Genomic DNA, 16598 nt, shown 5'->3' on the forward strand with positions numbered 1-16598 from the left:
GGACTGCGCGCCCGCCTGCCGAACAGAATGCACTCCTTGGTCAGAATGCGTCCTTGTAGAGCCCGTGAACGTCTGAGACGTCCATCGGCCGCGGGTTGTTGTCCATCAGGCGCCTGATGGCATGGGCTTCCCCGGCGAAGCCTTCCAGGTCTTCAAGCTGTGCGCCATGGGCTTCAAGGTGCATCTCCACGCCAAGGCTCTCGCAGTAGCCGTAAGCCGCATCGCGCACGCCGGACGCGCCGTTTTCAAGGCCGAGGGCGGTAGCAATCTCGGCGGTCTTGTCAGCGGCGACCGACTGGTTGAAGGCCAGGACATGCGGAAAGATGATCGCATTGGCGAGACCGTGCGGGAGCGAAAGCCGCGTGCCGAGCGGATAGGCAAGCGCGTGTCCCGCAGCCGTGTTGACGGGGCCGAGACAGATCCCGCCATAATAGGAGGCGAGCATCATGCCGGCGCGCGCTTCCGCATCGGTCCCGTTTTCGACCGCGCGGCGCAGATATTTGCCAATCAGGCCGATGCCGAGGCGGGCATAGCCGTCGATCAGCTCATGCGCCTTGATATTGGTGAAGGCTTCCACGCAATGGGCAAGCGCATCGATGCCGGTGGCAGCGGTGACGGCGGGCGGTACGGAATAGGTGAGTTCCGGATCGAGGATCGCGATATCCGCCAGTAGGTGCGGGCTTTCGACGGCGAGCTTCGACTTGGTTTCAGGATCCGTCACCAGCGCGCGGATGCCGGCTTCCGAGCCGGTGCCGGCGGTTGTCGCGACTTGGGCCAGCGCCGTGGTGCGGCCATGCACCTTGTTCGGACCGACGACATCATGCAGCGACTGATCGCTGTTCCAGAGCGCTGCCGTCAGCTTGGCGACATCGAGGACCGAGCCGCCACCGAGGCCGACGACAAGGTCGGGTTCGTGTTCGCGCGCGGCTTCGAGCACCGCTTTGAAGGCCGGAACGTCGGGCTCCGGTGGTGCATCGGCATAGACGCGGATATCGCCGGAAAGGCCGAGGCGGTCGACATATTGCGCGGTCGGGCCGCCAGCGATGACGAGCACGCGCTTAGCGCCTTCGGCAAAGGCGCCGAGACGGCTGGCGGTGCCAACGCCGACTTCCAGGCGCTTGGGCTGATGGAGCGTGATGGGGCGGTCTATATTGTTCATGATGTCACGTCCTTGGAAGTTGTGCTGCCAGATCGGCAACGGCGGCAGCGGAGAGCCGCACATGGCGGATGGCGCGCCGGTGAAGGGTGTAGGCGATGTCGAGGCCTCCATCGGCGCGTGGAAGCACGACCGGATAGGAAAGCTCCTGATTCTTGCCGTCGAGCGAGTTGTTCGACAGGCAGGTTCCGGCGCTGTTTTCGATGATCAGCGACACCGGGAATGTCTTTCCGCCGTCGCTCGACAGGCAGAGGCTCAGCGGCGCACGCTCGACGCCCCAGATCGGCTTGCAGCCCTCGTCGGCTTCCGGCCTGTCATCTTCGCCCTCAAGCTCGTCATAGAGCGAGGCCCGGCGCGATGGCGACATGGCGGCGGAAACGGGATTGCAGACCATGGCGACGCTGCCGTCGCCAAGCCGCGCGACGCCGATCGAGCTGTTATTGTTCGGCACATCGGTCGCAGCCGGTGCCGACCAGCTTCTGCCGCCGTCACTGCTTTCCGAGCGGTGGACGAAATCCGACTGGCGTCTGCGGTAGAAGGCCGCCATGGCCTCGCCTTCAAGGTGGACGGGCGACATGTGCACCGCGCCTTCCGAGTGCGGAACCTCGCGCACCGTCCAGCTCTTGCCGCCATCGGCGCTCTCGGCCTGGGCTGCGGTATCGAAGGCGCCGGTCCAGCGGATGCCGGGGCGCGGATTGCAGCGAAACAGCGGCAGGCACCATACCCCGTCATTGCGGACGAAAGGTGCGGCCCGGATGAAGGTGCCAGGCGGAAGGCCGGTATCCTGCTTCTCGCCTGCGATCAGCCTGTCGCCGTAACGCGCGAGAACGCGCATGAAGACGCGTGATTCATCCTGATTGCCCGCGGGCTGGCTGGTGTGGAACAGCAGGAGCCGGCCATCGGGCGCTGCGAAAACCACCGGGTTCTGTTCCGAGCGGTCGGGATCATCCGTCAGTTGCGTCGGCGCAAGCCATGTGTCGGCGCCTTCGTCGAGCAGCGCGGCGTGAATGCAGATGTCGGACTTTCCTTCCAGGCTGCCGCCAAACCAGGCCGCCACCAGCGCACCGTCTGAAAGCCGCGCAAGAAACGCGGCGTGGTTCTGTACGGTGGGCGAGGGCAGGACAGCTTCCATGCCGCCCTCCCGCGGCCTCAGCTTTCCTGTCATCTCACGCGCGATTTCCTCGGGCGACATCCTGTTGCTCCTCCGCTTCATTCGGGCCTAAAAAGCAGCGGCGTTGACAAGTTGTCAAGTTGGAATTTTCGTAAAGTTAGGAGTCGATTGAAGAACTCTCATATAAAAATATATATATAACATATGTTTATCGGAAAGTGATGGGACTTGAATGGATTTAGTTCGAGAACCTGTTTGACAAACATTGCCAACTTTACCAATATCGCGCCAAGCGTTGACGCCGTGCCCGCGTCTTCGTTCGCAATGATCAATGCAGATTGCGCGGCAGCGGCGCCGACTTGTTGTCAACACTTGCTGCAGATGTCTCGGAGGAGGAGATCGATGAAAAAGAAAAGTTTGCTTGCGGGGCTGTTGTTTGCAACATCGCTGACCCCCGCCTATGCGCAGGATGCCTCGGTCACGATCGTGCTGGGAGAAGAGCCCGATCTGATGGAGCCCTGCATGGCCACGCGTTCCAACATCGGACGCATCGTGCTTCAGAACATTTCCGAGACGCTGACGGAGCTTGATGTCCGGGGCGACGAGGGCCTGAAGCCGCGTCTCGCCGAAAGCTGGGAGATGACCGACGACAATACCTGGCGCTTCCACCTGCGCGAGGGCGTCACCTTTTCCGACGGCAGCACGTTCGATGCCGAGGATGTGAAGCACTCCTTCGACCGGGCGCAGAGCGACCAGATCGTCTGCGAAATCTCGCGTTATTATGATGGCATCGAGATCACGCCGACCGTCGTCGACGAACATACGATCGACTTCAAGTCCGAACCCGCGCAGCCGATCCTGCCGCTGCTCCTGTCGCTGTTGACGATCGTTCCTTCCGAAACGCCGATCGAATTCACCCGCGAGCCTGTCGGTACCGGACCTTACGTCTTGACTGACTGGACGCCCGGCCAGAGCATCACGCTCAAGCTGCGCGATGATTACTGGGGCGACGCTCCGGCCGTTCAGACCGCCGAATACGTGTTCCGGACCGATCCGGCCGTTCGCGCCGCCATGGTCGAAACGGGCGAGGCCGACATCGCACCGTCGATCTCTGCGATCGATGCGACCACCGATCTCGATCACGCCTATCCGAACTCGGAAACCACCTATCTTCGGGTCGACAATTCAGTCGCCCCGCTCAACGACAAGCGGGTGCGCGAGGCGCTCAACCTTGCCATCGATCGGGATGCGTTCATCGGCACGATCCTGCCGGAAGGCTCGCAGGTCGCAACCGCGATCAACGTGCCGACCACGCTCGGCTGGAACCCGGACGTGAAGCCCTGGCCGTTCGATCCGGATCGCGCCAGGAGCCTGCTTGAAGAGGCGAAGGCCGATGGCGTTCCGGTCGATACCGAAATCCTGCTTGTCGGCCGCACCGGCAACTTCCCGGGCGCGACGGAATTCTACGAGGCGATCGGCGGCATGCTGAGCGACGCCGGTTTCAACATCAAGGTTCAGATGGTTGAGGTTGCCGAGCACGAGCAGTTCTACTCCAAGCCCTATGTCGAGGATCGCGGCCCGATCCTGGTCGGCGCGCAGCACGACAATTCGCGCGGCGATCCGGTGTTCTCGATGTTCTTCAAATATCACTCCGATGGCCGCCAGTCCGGCATTTCGGATGAGCATGCTGATGAGCTGATCGAAGAGGCAACGGCGGCAACCGGCGAGAACCGCGTGGAATTGTGGTCGGATCTGTTTGCCTATCTGCATGACGATGTGGTGGCCGACGTGCTGCTGTTCCACATGGTCGGCTTTGCCCGGGTTGGCGAGAGTGTGGACTTCACGCCCACGATCGCCACCAACAGCCAGCTGCAGCTGTCTGAAATCGGCGTAAAGTGAAACCTGTCCTTCTGCCATGGCACGCGCGGTCCACCCGCGCGTGCCTTTCATGAAACGAGCGGGCGAAAACCATGAAAAGAATGCTGGGAAAGCGCGGCCTCTCAAGTCTGGTGTCGCTTCTGGTGCTTGTCGTGCTGGTGTTCTTCCTGTCGCGACTGACCGGCGATCCGACCTCGCTGTATCTGCCGGTCGATGCGTCAGAGACGATGCGGGAGAATTTCCGCGCGATCCACGGCCTCAATGATCCGGTGATCGTCCAGTTCTGGCACTATGTCACCGATCTGGTGCGGCTCGATTTCGGCGACAGCCTGCGCAAGGCGCGTCCGGCGATCGATGTGGTGCTGGAAGCCTTCACCTGGACCCTCCAGCTTGCCTTCATCACCATGCTGCTGGTGACGATTGCCGCAATCACGGTCGGCTCGATTGCCGCCTTTCACGTTGGCACCTGGTTTGACAGGGTCGCGTCCGTGCTGTCGCTGATCGGCGCTTCGGCTCCGGATTTCTGGATCGCCATCGTCGGTATCGTGCTGTTTTCGGTCCATCTCGGCTGGCTGCCAACATCGGGTACAGGCTCTGCCGCCCACTGGATCCTGCCGGTCGCCGTGCTGTTCATCCGACCCTTCGGGCTGATCCTGCAGATCGTGCGCGGTTCGATGATCAATGCGCTGGGCTCGGCTTACGTGAAGACGGCCCGCGCCAAGGGCGTGAAGAACCGTCCGATCGTCTTCGTCCATGCGCTGCGCAATGCGATGCTGCCGGTGATCACCGTGATCGGCGATCAGGCCGCAGCACTCCTGAACGGCGCCGTCGTGGTCGAGACCATTTTCGGATTTCCCGGCATCGGCAAGCTGATGATCGATTCCATCCTGCAGCGCGACTTCAACGTCATTCTGGCCGCTATCATGGTCACGGCGATTGCAATCTTCGTCATGAACCTGCTGATCGACATATTCTATGCGGTGCTCGATCCGCGCATTCGCACGTGAGGCCGAAGATGAGTACCACAACAACCCAGGCGACCATGCCCCAGCAGGAAGCCGGCCTGATGCGCCGGTATCTTAAGATGCTCTGGGCCGACAAGTTCGCCTTCTGCGCAGCACTGTTTCTGATCCTGATCATTCTCTGCGCGATCTTCGGGCCGATGCTGCTTGAAGGTGTCGCCGCCAAGCAGAACCTCAGGGCGCGCAATGCCGCGCCGTTCACGTTTGATCGCGGCTTTCTTTATATCCTCGGCGGCGATGCGCTCGGAAGGCCGCTTCTGGCCCGCATCGTGGTGGCCGCGCAGAACACCATGGCGGTGTCCGCGGGCGCTGTCGCCGGGTCGATGATCATCGGCTCGACCCTCGGGCTGATCGCCGGCTATCGCGGACGCTGGCATTCGGAAGTGATCATGCGGCTTGCCGACGTCATCATGTCGTTTCCCTCGCTGCTGCTCGCCGTTACCGTGCTCTACGTGCTTGAGCCATCGATCGGAAACCTCATCCTCGTGCTCGCCATCACCCGGATCCCGATCTATCTCAGGACGACCAGGGCGGAAGTGATGGAGGTGCGCCAGCGCATGTTCGTGCAGGCGGCGCAGGTCATGGGCGCGTCCAATCTCAGGATCGTGGTCCGCCATATCCTGCCGGTGGTCCTGCCCACACTGCTGACGGTCGCGACCCTCGATTTCGCCTTCGTGATGCTCGCCGAATCGGCGCTTTCCTTCCTCGGCATCGGCATCCAGCCGCCGGAAATCACATGGGGCCTGATGGTGAGCCAGGGACGGCAATATCTGACCACCGCCTGGTGGCTCGCCTTCTGGCCCGGTCTTGCGATCATCCTCACCACGATGTCGCTCAATCTGCTGTCGAGCTGGATGCGGATTGCGCTCAATCCCACGCAGCGCTGGCGGCTTGAAATCGGGAGCAAGTCCAATGGCTGATCATCTCCTCGAAGTCCGCAATCTCTCGGTCCGGTTCCATACCGCCCGCGGCATCGTCAATGCGGTCAACGATATTTCCTGGCATCTCGATCGCGGCGAGACTCTGGCGATCCTGGGTGAAAGCGGCTCCGGCAAATCGGTCTCCGCTTCGGCCGTGATGAACCTGATCGACATGCCGCCCGGTGAGATCACCAGTGGCGAGGTGCTGTTCGAGGGCCGCGATCTTCTGAAGATGGACGGCGAGGCGCGCCGCCGGATCAACGGCAAGCGCATCGCCATGATCTTTCAGGATCCGCTCAGCCATCTGAACCCGGTCTATCCCGTCGGCTGGCAGATCGCTGAAGCAGCGATGTGCCACGGTGTTGGCCGGAACGAGGCTTATCAGCGGGCGCGGCAATTGATGGCGCGCGTCGGCATTCCCGAGCCGGATGCGGCGGCCGCCAAATATCCGCACCAGTTTTCCGGCGGCCAACGCCAGCGACTGATGATCGCGATGGCGCTGGCGCTGAAGCCGGACATCCTGATTGCCGATGAGCCCACCACCGCACTCGATGTCACCGTTCAGGCCGAAGTGCTGTCGCTGCTGGAGGAGCTTCAGGCTGAAACCGGCATGGGGTTGCTGCTGATCACCCACGATCTCGGCGTGGTCGCTGAAGCTGCCGATCGGGCCGTGGTGATGGAAGGCGGGCGGGTTGTTGAAAGCGGCACGCCGCGCGAACTCTATCACAATGCGCAACACCCCTATACGCGCAAGCTTCTGGCATCGGCACCCGGCAAGGGAAAGATGCGCGAACCCGGAAGGCAGCGCGCGCCGATCCTCGAAATCAGCAACCTCACCATGCGCTATGGTGGGTTCGAGGCGCTGAAGGGCGTGAGCTTCTCGCTCTATCCGGGCGAGACGCTGGCAGTTGTCGGCGAGAGCGGGTCCGGCAAGTCGACGGTTGCCAAGCTGATCCTCAGGCTTGAGGACGCGACCGGCGGCGAAGTCCGGTGGAAAGGCGACAACCTGCTGCAATGGTCGCCGCGCCAGATGCGCGATGTCCGCCGCAATCTGCAGATGGTGTTCCAGGATCCGACCCAGTCGCTGAACCCGCACATGTCGGTCTACCAGATCATTTCGGAAGCCTGGGTCATTCACCCGGACATCCTGGCAAAGGCGAAATGGCGCGATCGGGTGGATGAGTTGCTGGCGCAGGTGGGGCTAAAGCCGGAGCATGCCGGGCGTTATCCGCACCAGCTTTCCGGTGGCCAGCGTCAGCGCATCGCGATTGCCCGCGCGCTCGCGCTCGAGCCCGATGTGATCATCTGCGACGAAGCGGTCTCGGCGCTCGACGTATCGATCCAGGCGCAGGTGATCGCCCTTCTTGGCGAACTGCGTGATCGCTACGGCATCGCCTTCATCTTCATCGCCCATGATCTGCCGGTGGTGCGCGATTTTGCCGATCGGGTTCTGGTCATGAAGCGCGGCGAGATCGTGGAGCAGGGGAGCGTCCGCCAGATCTTCGAGGCGCCGCGCGAACTTTACACCCAGCGTCTGCTGGCCGCAGGCCTTGATGCCGATCCGGACATTCAGGCTGAGCATCGCCGCAAGCGTCTCGCGCTTGCTTCGGGTTGACGAGGCGGCAAATATCTATTGATCAAAGCCAGCCATGTTTCTAAGATCACTCATCATTAATCGTGATGGGTGATCCCATGGCAGCGCCTCTTGATATCGATCAGCTTCAGACCTTCGTCGCGATCGTCGACTATGGTTCCTTCACGCGCGCGTCCGAACATGTGTTCAAGACGCAGTCGGCGGTCTCGATGCAGATGCGTCGGCTCGAGGAGCGCATCGGCAAGCAGCTCTTCACCAAGGATGGCCGGGGCGTGAAGTTGACGGACGATGGCGACAAGCTTTTGAACTACGCCCGTCGCATCATCCGGCTCAACAACGAGGCGATCACGGCTTTCGACGAGAACAGCCTTCAGGGTTCGCTCCGGATCGGCACGCCGGATGATTATGCGGATCGCTACATGCCGGACATCATCAACCGCTTTGCCAACTCGCATCCCAATGTCGAGCTCTATATCGTCTGCGAGGATTCGGTCGATCTCGCCGAGCGGCTCAAGCAGGGAGAGCTCGATCTGGCGCTCGTCACCCATAATCCGCGGACGCGCCTTTCGGACGTTGTGCGGACGGAAGCGCTGTGCTGGGTGGGGTCTGCCAACCATCCGCTGCCGGTAGATCGCCCCGTGCCGCTTGCCGTTGGACGGCGCGATTGCTGCTGGCGGGACCTTGCCGTTTCCGCACTCAACAATGTTGGCCGCGAATATCGCATCCTGTTTACGAGCTGGTCGGCCACAGTGCTTGCCTCGGCCGTGCTCGCGGGCATGGCGGTGTCGGTACTGCCGGAATCGGCGGTGCGCAACGGCATGCGGGTGCTCACCCCGGCAGATGGCTTTCCGACGCTTGAGCCGGTCCAGATCGGGTTGATGAAGCGGCCGGGCGCGCCTGCCTCGCTGATCAACGCGCTGTCGAACCACATCATCGCCTCGCTCGACAATATCAGCCAGGTCGATCTTGTGGCAGAGCCGGAGATGGAGCGTCACTCTCCGCGCCTGCCGCGTCTCAGGCCCGGCCACATGCTGGCAAGCTGGTAGGGCGCTCAGACGATCCGCTTCAGGTTCTGCTGCACCTTCAATAGCGCCGGCAGATAGGTCTCGATCAGGCTTTCGGGCGGGTCGCCGTTGACCGCCATGCCGGTGTTCAGGGCGGCGACGGTGCGGCCGCGGCCATCGACGACCGGGACGGCGATCGAGCGAAGCCCCATTTCAATCTCCTGGTCGATCAGGCTGTAGCCGAGAGCCCGCGCTGACAGCACGCGCGCCATGATGTCGTCCGGATCGGTCAGGCTTTTCGATGTGCGCGGAGCGAGATTGGCGCGGGCAATTATATTTTGCGCTTCCTTGTCCGGCAGTGCCGCCAGGAGAACGCGCCCCATGGAGGTGGCGTGCACGGGAAGCCTCGAACCCGGCATCAGCCCGATCGACATCACCCGGCGCTGGGCGGCGCGGGCGATATAGACGATCTCGGTTTCATCGAGCAGCGCCACCGAACAGGACTGGCCGATCTGCTCCGAAAGCTGGTCCAGCCAGGGCTGCACGAGCTGCGGCAGCGGCAGCGCGTTGAGTGCGCTCATGCCAAGCCGGAGCGCCTGCGGCGTCAGCGCGAAATACTTGCCGTCATAGCTCGCATAGCCCTCGGCATGCAGCGTCAGCAGGCAGCGCCTTGCGGTGGCACGATCGAAGCCGGTTGCCGCCGCCACATCGGCGATCGAGAGCCGTGGCGTGGCCGCACCGAAACAGGTGATGACGCGCAGCCCCTTGGCGAAAGAGGCGATATGGTCGGTTGGACGCAGCATGAGACGATCTTGTCTTGAACAAAGTTCGCATTGTGCACATCGTGACCCGTGGCGCAATCAGCCGGGCTGATCGATGCCGAGAAGCCGCATCGCGTTTTCCTTCAAGATCAGCGGTCGCACCTCGTCGCGGAACGGCGCCTTGTCGAAGGCGTCGAGCCATTTCTCCGGCGCGATCATCGGCCAGTCGGAACCGAACAGCATCTTCTTCTTCAAAAGCGTGTTGGAATAGCGGATCAGGATTTCCGGGAAATATTTCGGCGACCAGCCGGAGAGGTCGATATAGACATTCGGCTTGTGGGTCGCAATCGACAGCGCCTCCTCCTGCCACGGGAAGGAGGGATGGGCGAGGATGATCGGCATGTCGGGAAAATCGACGGCGACGTCATCGATGTACATAGGGTTCGAGTATTTGAGCCGCATGCCGTTTCCGCCCGGCATGCCCGAGCCGACGCCGGTCTGGCCGGTGTGAAACAGGGCCGGCTTTCCGGTTTCGGCAATCGCCTCGTAAAGCGGATAGGCCATGCGATCGTTCGGATAGAAGCCCTGCATTGTCGGGTGGAACTTGAAGCCCTGAACGCCATGGTTTTCGACCAGATCGCGCGCCTCGCGGGCCCCGAGCTTGCCCTTGGCGGGATCGATCGAGGCGAAGGGGATCAGGATATCGTTTTCCTTTTCGCAGGCCTCTGCGACCTCATAGTTCGAATAGCGCCGGAAGCCGGTCTCGCGTTCGGAATCGACCGGGAAGATCACGGCGGCGATGTTCATTGCGCGGTAATGGGCGGCCGTTTCCGGAATGGTCGGCGGATGGGCCCAGGGGGCGTTGAAATATTTCGCCATCGCCGTCTGCAGGTCGTCATAGCCGTCATCGGCATGGCAGCCGCAGGGCTCTTCTGCATGGGTATGGATGTCGATGGCGCGGACCTTGGCAAAATCAACCATGTCGTCTCCTCAAACGCGGATCAGGGCGGGATCATCATTGTCGTAGAGCCGTTCCAGCAGGCCGGCGCGGCGGGTGATGATCTTGCGAATATTGAGCGAGCCCTTGTCGGTGATCTCGCCATCCTTCAGGCTCGGCGGCTCGGCGAGAATGATGGCGCGGGCAATGCGCCTTGCGGAGCCCGTTGCCTTCCGGGCAAGGGCGCGCAGCGCGCGGTGGATTTCTGCCTGAAGATGATCGTCGATGACGGCGCCCTCGGATGTGTTGTCGTCGCGCACGGCGCTCTGCTTCGGGAAGATGAACAGTCCGATTTCGCCGCGATCATGGCCGCAGACGACGACGTCGCTCACAAGGCCGCGCAGCGCTTCCAGCGCATCGAGCCTGAGCTTGCCGGCCTGTACCCATGTGCCGCTCATCAGCTTGAAATCTTCCGACACCCGGCCATCGAAAACGAGACCGCGATCGTGATCGTCGATATCGACGAACCGGACCGCATCGCCGGTCATCAGATAGCCTTCAGCGTCGAAGGCGGCTTCGGTCTTCTCCGGGTCGTCGAAATAGCCGGGGGTGAGGTTGATGCCTTTCAGTCGCAGTTCCGAGCGCATCTCCTCATCCGGCAGGAGCTTCACCTCGGTGCCGGGAAGCGGAACGCCGATCACCCCGGAGCGGCCGATCTGCTCGTGCAGCATCACGGCAGCAGGGGCCGTCTCGGTCATGCCCCAGGAGGAGATCATCAGCGGCAGATATCCCTGCACCTCGACCGCCATCTCTTCCAGCCGTGTCCAGATATCCTGCGGCAGCGATGCGCCAGCATAAAACAGCATGTCGAGGTCGCCGAAATAGGCCTTGCGCAGTTCCGCATCGGTTTCCATCGCATGGACCAGCATCGAAAACCCGACCGGCACGTTGAAGGCGATCGTGCCCGGATGCATCTTGATGTTCTCGATCGTGGTCGCGATCGCGGAGGCGGTCGGCTTGCCGTGATCGATATAGAAGCTGCCGCCATGGGCGAGCATCATGTTGACATTGTGCGAGCCGCCGAAGACGTGGTTCCAGGGCAGCCAGTCGCAGATCACCGGCGGCCGTTCCTTGATGAAGGGCAGGACCGAGGCCATCTGACTCTGGTTCGCGCACATCATCTTCTGCGTCGTCATCACCGCCTTCGGGTTGGAGGTGGAGCCGGAGGTGAACAGCAGCTTGGCGAGCGTGTCCGGTCCGACGCCGGAATGGGCCGCCGCCAGATCGACGGCGCTGTCGCCCTTCATGATGTCGGCAAACGGGATCACCTTGCCCGGTGCGCCTGCGGTCTTTCCCGCGATGATCTCGATATCCTCGAATTCCGGCCGGGAGAGAGCCTCGCGATAGCGTCCGGCATCATCAACGAAGGCGAAGGCAGGCCTGACCTTCTCGATCGCATAGGCGAGCCGGCCATGGGCCTCCTCGATCAGCGAATATTGTTCGGCAAGCGGTACGGTCGGAACGCCGATATATTGCGCGGCGAAGGAAAGCAAAGCGTGATCGACGCCGTTTCCGGACATGATCAGGATCGGCCGCTCAGGCATGGCGCCGCGCGCGATCAGTCCCGACGCGATCGCCTTCACGCTTTCAAGCACCTCGCGGTAGCCAAGCGCCCGCCAGCCGGCGCCGGAACGTTCGGCCAGAAACACGCGGGAAGGGGCCTCGTCCGCCCATTTTTCCAGCCAGACGCCGGTGCGCGCGACCACCGGGTCGAGCGGTACGCGAGACGTCAGGATCAGGCTGCCGTCACCGCGCCGTTCGGTATCGACGGCATGGGCAACGAGCGTCAGGGGTTTCAGTCGCATCTTCTCCTCCGGCCGCCGTTCCTCCCGCCGGCCTCACGGTCAGGATCTCGTGCTGATCCGGTAAAGCAGTTCCTTGAGCGTTTCCTGTTCGGTCTGGTCGAGCACGCCTGCAAACAGCGAGCGTTCGTGCTGCTCCACCGCCTCGCGGGCTCTATTCCAGAGCTTGCGGCCCTTTGGCGTTGCCCGCAGCGCATAGGTGCGGCGGTCGCCGGGAACGCGATTGCGCGAAATCAGCTCGGCGTTTTCGAGCTCGTCCACCAGCACCACCATGCCGGAGCGTTCGAGCTTCAGCACCTGGCTCAACTGCGTCTGGGAGATGTCCGGGTTCTCGACCACCACCGTCAGCGCCGAAAAGGTTGCGATCCTGAGATCGAGCGGCGCGAGCGTCCGGTTCAGATCCTCGCGCAGCAGCAGATAGGCCGTCTTCATGTTGTAGCCGACGAAATTTCTGAGCGCGTCATCCGTTGCGCCGCTGCCGGTCTTGTCTTCGATCGTCTTTTCCGCCTTCGCCGAGGTCATGTGCCTGTTCCTTCTCAGTTTGCCACCAGATCCACCAGACCGTAGCTGAGCGCCGGGAAGGCGATCAGTATGGACACCCGGACAAGTTCCGACAGGATGAAGGGAACCGTCCCGGCAAAGATCTGCTTCAGCGGTATATGCTTTGCCATCGAGGAAATCACGAACAGGTTCATGCCGACCGGCGGCGTGATCATCCCCATTTCAACCACGACCAGCGTGATGATGCCGAACCAGAGCGCTGTGTGTTCCGGCGTCATGCCGAAATCGAGCGCCATGATCGTCGGGAAGAACACCGGCACCGTCAGCAGGATCATCGACAGGCTGTCCATGACGCAGCCCATGACGAGGTAAAATGCCACGATGCCGAGCATCACCAGCATCGGCGCCATGCCGGAGGCGGAGAACCAGGCCGCGACATCGGTCGGCATCCGGCTGAGCGCGAGTGCGACGTTGAAGATATCGGCGCCGAAAACGATTGCGAAGATCATCGCGGAGGCGGCGGCAGTGTCGATCAGCGAGGCGACCATATCGCGCACTCCGAGCCCGCCGGAAACGATGCCGAGGATCAGCGTCAGGACCACCCCGACGGACGCGCCTTCGGCGGGTGTGAAGAAGCCGCCATAAATGCCGCCGAGCACGACCACGAAGATGCCGACGATATGCCAGATGCCGAGCGTCGCCTTGAGACGGTCCCTGAAGGGCACCGGATCATGATTGGGGCCGTGGTGGGGATAGATCCTGACGAAAATTGCGATCGCCGCGCAGAAACCGAGCACGGCAAGCGTCGCCGGAATGGTGGCGGCGAGGAACAGCTTCACGATGTTCTGTTCCGTCAGCAGCGCATAGATGATCAGCACGATCGATGGCGGGATCAGGATGCCGAGCGTGCCGCCGGCTGCCAGCGAACCGGCGGACAGCGCGCCGGAATAACCGTGCTTGCGCATTTCCGGCAGCGCCACCCGCGCCATGGTCGATGCGGTGGCAAGCGAGGAACCGGAGATCGAGCCGAACATCGCGCAGCCGGCAACGGCGGCCATGGCAAGCCCGCCGCGATAATGGCCGATCCAGGCATTGGAGGCGGCAAACAGCTTGGCGGAAATGCCGGACCGCGTGGCAATATGCCCCATGAGGATGAACAGTGGCACGATCGCCATTTCATAGGACATGAATTTGTCGACCCAGGCGGTGTCGAGATAGAACAGCAGGCTCGAGGGGCTTGCGAGCAGCATGTAGCCGGCGGCGCCGACGCCGCCCATGGCAAGCGCGATCGGCATGCGCAGGAAGATCAGCGCAAGCAGGATCACGATCATGCCGAGCGCGATTGTCAGCGGTTCCATCAGGCGGTCTCCGCAGGGCGCCTGGCCCGGGAAAGGATATCATCGAGCCCGGTCACCAGAGCAACGAGGGCAGACAGTGCGGTTCCGAAGACGGCTGGGATGTAGACGGTCCAGATCGGAAAGCCGAGCAGCATGGTGCGGTCGCCATAGCCCTGCAGCGTCAGAAGCCCGTGGGTAAGCCGCCAGCTCAGCACCGCCCAGGCGAAGGCAAAGAGCAAGGTCCAGACGCCGTCAAGGCGGCGCTGGCTTTGTTCTGCCATCCAGCCGGTGAAGAGGTCGACCATCACATGCCCCCTGGTGAACTGGCAGAGCGGCAGGAACAGCGAGGCGCAGGCGGCGCAGACAAGCTCCACCGCCTCGAAATCGCCCCTGATGCCGCCGTAGCCGAGGACGCGCATCACCACCGACAGCGTCACCATGGCAGCCGTCGCGAAAGCGGCAAAGCCGCCAAGCGCGGCGCTTGCAAGGCAAAGCCGGTAGAGCCAGACGAACCGGGGGGCGCCGCCCCCGGTCGCTTCATCTGCGGCTGGAAGCGGCTCCGCCATGGATCAGCCCTTGTCCAGCAGTTCGTTGGCGCGCTTCATGATCGCCGCACCATCATAGCCCTTGTCGTCGAGCTTCTTCTGCCAGGCCTCGGCGATCGGGGCTGCAACCTCCTGCCAGGAGGCGATTTCGTCAGCCGGGATTTCGACGATGGTGTTGCCGTGCTTTTCGACCACTGCCTTGCCGCCGGCCTCGAACTTGTCGAAGCTTGCGCCGATGCGCTTCGAGAGGGCCGGGCCCGAATTGTCGTCGATGACCTTGCGGACATCGTCGGAAAGACCCTCATATTTCTTCTGGTTCATCACCAGCGCGAAGGTGTTGGTGTAGAGCCCACGGGCGCCCGGAGCCGGGGCTGCGGAATATTCCGTCAGTTCCTGTAGCTTGTAGGCCGGCACCACCTCATAGGGCAGGCAGCAGCCGTCGATCACGCCGTTGGAAAGGCCGACCACCATCTCCGTCACGGGGAAGAACACCACTTCCGCGCCGAGCTTGGTCAGCATGTCGCCGGTGGCCTGGTTGGGCGCGCGCAGCTTCATGCCGGCCATATCGGCCTTGGAGGTGATCGCCTTGCCGCGGGTATGCAGCTTGCCGCCCGCATGGGTGTGGAAGGCAAGCGGCGTCAGGCCGTTGTCTGTGTATTCCGCCATGCCGTATTCGCGCATCAGCGTGTCCATGGCGACCGATGTCGCCTCCGCCGAGGTCACCATGAAAGGTACCGACATGGTTTCCGCCACCGGGAAACGGTCCGGCGTATAGACCGGCATCGACCAGGCGATGTCGACAATGCCCTGACGGGCCTGGTCGGCGAGCTGCGGCGGCTTGCCGCCGAGTTGCATGGCCGGGAAGATCTGGACCTCGATCGCGCCGCCGGAAGCGTCGGCAAGCTCCTTGACCCAGAGATCGAAGAAGCCGCTCTGGATCGGCGCCATGGCGGGCAGGAAGTGGTGAAGTCTCAACGTCACCTCCGCAGCCTGCGCATTGCGGATGAAGACGGGCGCCGCAAGCGTTGCGCCAATGGCGGCAAGTGCGGAGCGTCGGGTCATTTTCAGCGTGCTGGTCATGTCGGTTCTCCTCCCGAGTTTCAACCGTTCAGTTTCGGCATTCCGCCGGGCTTGCCGGTGGACCCGCCGCGTGCCTCGCTCTTCCGGACGGCGCGCTGCCGTTCCGGCTCCTCTAGCGAAACACTGGCGGGCGTTTTTCGAGAAATGCGCGCAATCCCTCCTCGGCGTCGGCGCTCGTCTGCGAAATGGCCGCGCACAGGCTTTCGGTAAAGAAACCCTCGGCGCGTGGCATCTCCGATATCCGGCTGATGGCCTGGATCATCATGTCGTTGGAAAGCTGGGCATTGCCGGCGATCTTTCCGGCAAGCTTGCGCGCAAGCGGCATCGCCTCGCCATCGCCGACGCTGTAATGGGCAAGTCCCAACCGAAGGCCTTCATCCGCATCATACCTGCGGCCTGTCAGCATCATCTCCCGCATCCGGTCGGCGCCGATGATGCGGGCGACATTCACGGTCGCCCCGCCGCCGACGAAAATGCCGCGCATGCCCTCCGGCAGCTGAAAGATCGTCGAGGCTTCGGCGATGCGCACATGGGTGGCGCTCGCAAGCTCCAGTCCGCCGCCAATCACCGCGCCGGCCATGGCCGAGACCACCGGCAGTCCGGAAAATTCGACCCGCTCCATCACCCGATGCCAGCCGCGCGAATGGCGCATCGTGTCTTCGGCGTTGCGGGCAACATGTTCGGAGAGATCGAGACCGGAGCAGAAATGACCGCCTTCGCCGGTCAGGATGACCGCCCGCACGCCTTCCGGCGGCGCGGAGAAGAAGCCATCGATCGCCGCCAGCAATGCGTCGCACATGGCGTTGCGCTTTTCAGGGCGGTTCATCGTCAGCGTCGCGATCGGGCCATCGATTTCGGTTTTCAGGATCATTCTTGTCTCTTCTTCATCC

15 protein-coding genes are annotated in these 16598 nt (G+C 62.7%); 5 read left to right on the forward strand and 10 right to left on the reverse strand.

Translation table 11 applies throughout. The annotated features are described in order from the left end of the window. Window positions 1-40 precede the first annotated feature (40 nt). Both HPQ62_RS16980 and HPQ62_RS16985 read right to left on the reverse strand, forming a co-directional pair. On the reverse strand, window positions 41-1159 hold the full coding sequence (locus HPQ62_RS16980) for an iron-containing alcohol dehydrogenase (RefSeq protein WP_174803760.1): 1119 nt from the start codon (window positions 1157-1159) through the stop codon (window positions 41-43). Between the two features lie 4 nt (window positions 1160-1163). Further along, entirely contained in the window at window positions 1164-2348 is a 1185-nt protein-coding gene (locus HPQ62_RS16985; RefSeq protein ID WP_174803761.1) for a sialidase family protein, read from the reverse strand. Between the two features lie 321 nt (window positions 2349-2669). On the opposite strand from HPQ62_RS16985, the gene HPQ62_RS16990 reads away from it, so the two are divergent. The 5 genes from HPQ62_RS16990 to HPQ62_RS17010 all read left to right on the forward strand — a co-directional run bounded on the left by HPQ62_RS16990 (window position 2670) and on the right by HPQ62_RS17010 (window position 8727). Then, complete coding sequence (locus HPQ62_RS16990; RefSeq protein WP_174803762.1) at window positions 2670-4166, forward strand: ABC transporter substrate-binding protein; 1497 nt, start codon at window positions 2670-2672, stop codon at window positions 4164-4166. A 71-nt stretch (window positions 4167-4237) separates the two neighbouring features. Continuing rightward, window positions 4238-5152: an ABC transporter permease gene (locus HPQ62_RS16995; RefSeq protein ID WP_174803763.1), complete on the forward strand. Its 915-nt coding sequence runs from the start codon at window positions 4238-4240 to the stop codon at window positions 5150-5152. Between the two features lie 8 nt (window positions 5153-5160). After that, entirely contained in the window at window positions 5161-6087 is a 927-nt protein-coding gene (locus HPQ62_RS17000) for an ABC transporter permease (RefSeq protein WP_174803764.1), read from the forward strand. Next, window positions 6080-7702 carry an ABC transporter ATP-binding protein gene (locus HPQ62_RS17005; RefSeq protein WP_174803765.1) on the forward strand — a complete coding sequence of 541 codons (1623 nt, stop codon included), beginning with the start codon at window positions 6080-6082 and terminating at the stop codon, window positions 7700-7702. The genes HPQ62_RS17000 and HPQ62_RS17005 overlap by 8 nt, the downstream gene beginning before the upstream one ends. 77 nt (window positions 7703-7779) lie before the next feature. Next, window positions 7780-8727 carry a LysR substrate-binding domain-containing protein gene (locus HPQ62_RS17010; RefSeq protein WP_174803766.1) on the forward strand — a complete coding sequence of 316 codons (948 nt, stop codon included), beginning with the start codon at window positions 7780-7782 and terminating at the stop codon, window positions 8725-8727. A gap of 5 nt (window positions 8728-8732) precedes the next feature. Here HPQ62_RS17010 and HPQ62_RS17015 read toward each other — a convergent pair whose 3' ends face one another. The 8 genes from HPQ62_RS17015 to HPQ62_RS17050 all read right to left on the reverse strand — a co-directional run bounded on the left by HPQ62_RS17015 (window position 8733) and on the right by HPQ62_RS17050 (window position 16579). Continuing rightward, entirely contained in the window at window positions 8733-9488 is a 756-nt protein-coding gene (locus tag HPQ62_RS17015) for an IclR family transcriptional regulator domain-containing protein (RefSeq protein ID WP_174803767.1), read from the reverse strand. A 57-nt stretch (window positions 9489-9545) separates the two neighbouring features. Beyond that, complete coding sequence (locus HPQ62_RS17020) at window positions 9546-10427, reverse strand: amidohydrolase family protein (RefSeq protein WP_174803768.1); 882 nt, start codon at window positions 10425-10427, stop codon at window positions 9546-9548. 9 nt (window positions 10428-10436) lie between these two features. After that, on the reverse strand, window positions 10437-12248 hold the full coding sequence (locus HPQ62_RS17025) for a feruloyl-CoA synthase (RefSeq protein WP_174803769.1): 1812 nt from the start codon (window positions 12246-12248) through the stop codon (window positions 10437-10439). Window positions 12249-12287: 39 nt separating this feature from the next. Then, window positions 12288-12767: a MarR family winged helix-turn-helix transcriptional regulator gene (locus HPQ62_RS17030; protein ID WP_174803770.1), complete on the reverse strand. Its 480-nt coding sequence runs from the start codon at window positions 12765-12767 to the stop codon at window positions 12288-12290. Between the two features lie 14 nt (window positions 12768-12781). After that, on the reverse strand, window positions 12782-14104 hold the full coding sequence (locus tag HPQ62_RS17035; protein WP_174803771.1) for a TRAP transporter large permease: 1323 nt from the start codon (window positions 14102-14104) through the stop codon (window positions 12782-12784). Beyond that, window positions 14104-14649, reverse strand: coding sequence for a TRAP transporter small permease (locus HPQ62_RS17040; RefSeq protein WP_174803772.1), 546 nt, complete (start codon window positions 14647-14649; stop codon window positions 14104-14106). Before HPQ62_RS17040 ends, HPQ62_RS17035 begins: the two co-directional genes overlap by 1 nt. Before the next feature lie 3 nt (window positions 14650-14652). After that, entirely contained in the window at window positions 14653-15708 is a 1056-nt protein-coding gene (locus tag HPQ62_RS17045; protein WP_206678099.1) for a TRAP transporter substrate-binding protein, read from the reverse strand. A 112-nt stretch (window positions 15709-15820) separates the two neighbouring features. Further along, window positions 15821-16579: a crotonase/enoyl-CoA hydratase family protein gene (locus HPQ62_RS17050; RefSeq protein WP_174803773.1), complete on the reverse strand. Its 759-nt coding sequence runs from the start codon at window positions 16577-16579 to the stop codon at window positions 15821-15823. Window positions 16580-16598 lie beyond the last annotated feature (19 nt).

Source organism: Martelella limonii (assembly GCF_013344475.1).
Classification (GTDB): Bacteria; Pseudomonadota; Alphaproteobacteria; order Rhizobiales; family Rhizobiaceae; genus Martelella; species Martelella limonii.

Excerpts from the sequence above, each read along its gene's own strand:
- HPQ62_RS16980 (WP_174803760.1), bottom strand. The coding sequence starts at position 1,159 with ATGAACAATATAGACCGCCCCATCACGCTCCATCAGCCCAAGCGCCTG.
- HPQ62_RS16985 (WP_174803761.1), bottom strand. The coding sequence starts at position 2,348 with ATGTCGCCCGAGGAAATCGCGCGTGAGATGACAGGAAAGCTGAGGCCG.
- HPQ62_RS16990 (WP_174803762.1), top strand. The coding sequence starts at position 2,670 with ATGAAAAAGAAAAGTTTGCTTGCGGGGCTGTTGTTTGCAACATCGCTG.
- HPQ62_RS16995 (WP_174803763.1), top strand. The coding sequence starts at position 4,238 with ATGAAAAGAATGCTGGGAAAGCGCGGCCTCTCAAGTCTGGTGTCGCTT.
- HPQ62_RS17000 (WP_174803764.1), top strand. The coding sequence starts at position 5,161 with ATGAGTACCACAACAACCCAGGCGACCATGCCCCAGCAGGAAGCCGGC.
- HPQ62_RS17005 (WP_174803765.1), top strand. The coding sequence starts at position 6,080 with ATGGCTGATCATCTCCTCGAAGTCCGCAATCTCTCGGTCCGGTTCCAT.
- HPQ62_RS17010 (WP_174803766.1), top strand. The coding sequence starts at position 7,780 with ATGGCAGCGCCTCTTGATATCGATCAGCTTCAGACCTTCGTCGCGATC.
- HPQ62_RS17015 (WP_174803767.1), bottom strand. The coding sequence starts at position 9,488 with ATGCTGCGTCCAACCGACCATATCGCCTCTTTCGCCAAGGGGCTGCGC.
- HPQ62_RS17020 (WP_174803768.1), bottom strand. The coding sequence starts at position 10,427 with ATGGTTGATTTTGCCAAGGTCCGCGCCATCGACATCCATACCCATGCA.
- HPQ62_RS17025 (WP_174803769.1), bottom strand. The coding sequence starts at position 12,248 with ATGCGACTGAAACCCCTGACGCTCGTTGCCCATGCCGTCGATACCGAA.
- HPQ62_RS17030 (WP_174803770.1), bottom strand. The coding sequence starts at position 12,767 with ATGACCTCGGCGAAGGCGGAAAAGACGATCGAAGACAAGACCGGCAGC.
- HPQ62_RS17035 (WP_174803771.1), bottom strand. The coding sequence starts at position 14,104 with ATGGAACCGCTGACAATCGCGCTCGGCATGATCGTGATCCTGCTTGCG.
- HPQ62_RS17040 (WP_174803772.1), bottom strand. The coding sequence starts at position 14,649 with ATGGCGGAGCCGCTTCCAGCCGCAGATGAAGCGACCGGGGGCGGCGCC.
- HPQ62_RS17045 (WP_206678099.1), bottom strand. The coding sequence starts at position 15,708 with ATGACCAGCACGCTGAAAATGACCCGACGCTCCGCACTTGCCGCCATT.
- HPQ62_RS17050 (WP_174803773.1), bottom strand. The coding sequence starts at position 16,579 with ATGATCCTGAAAACCGAAATCGATGGCCCGATCGCGACGCTGACGATG.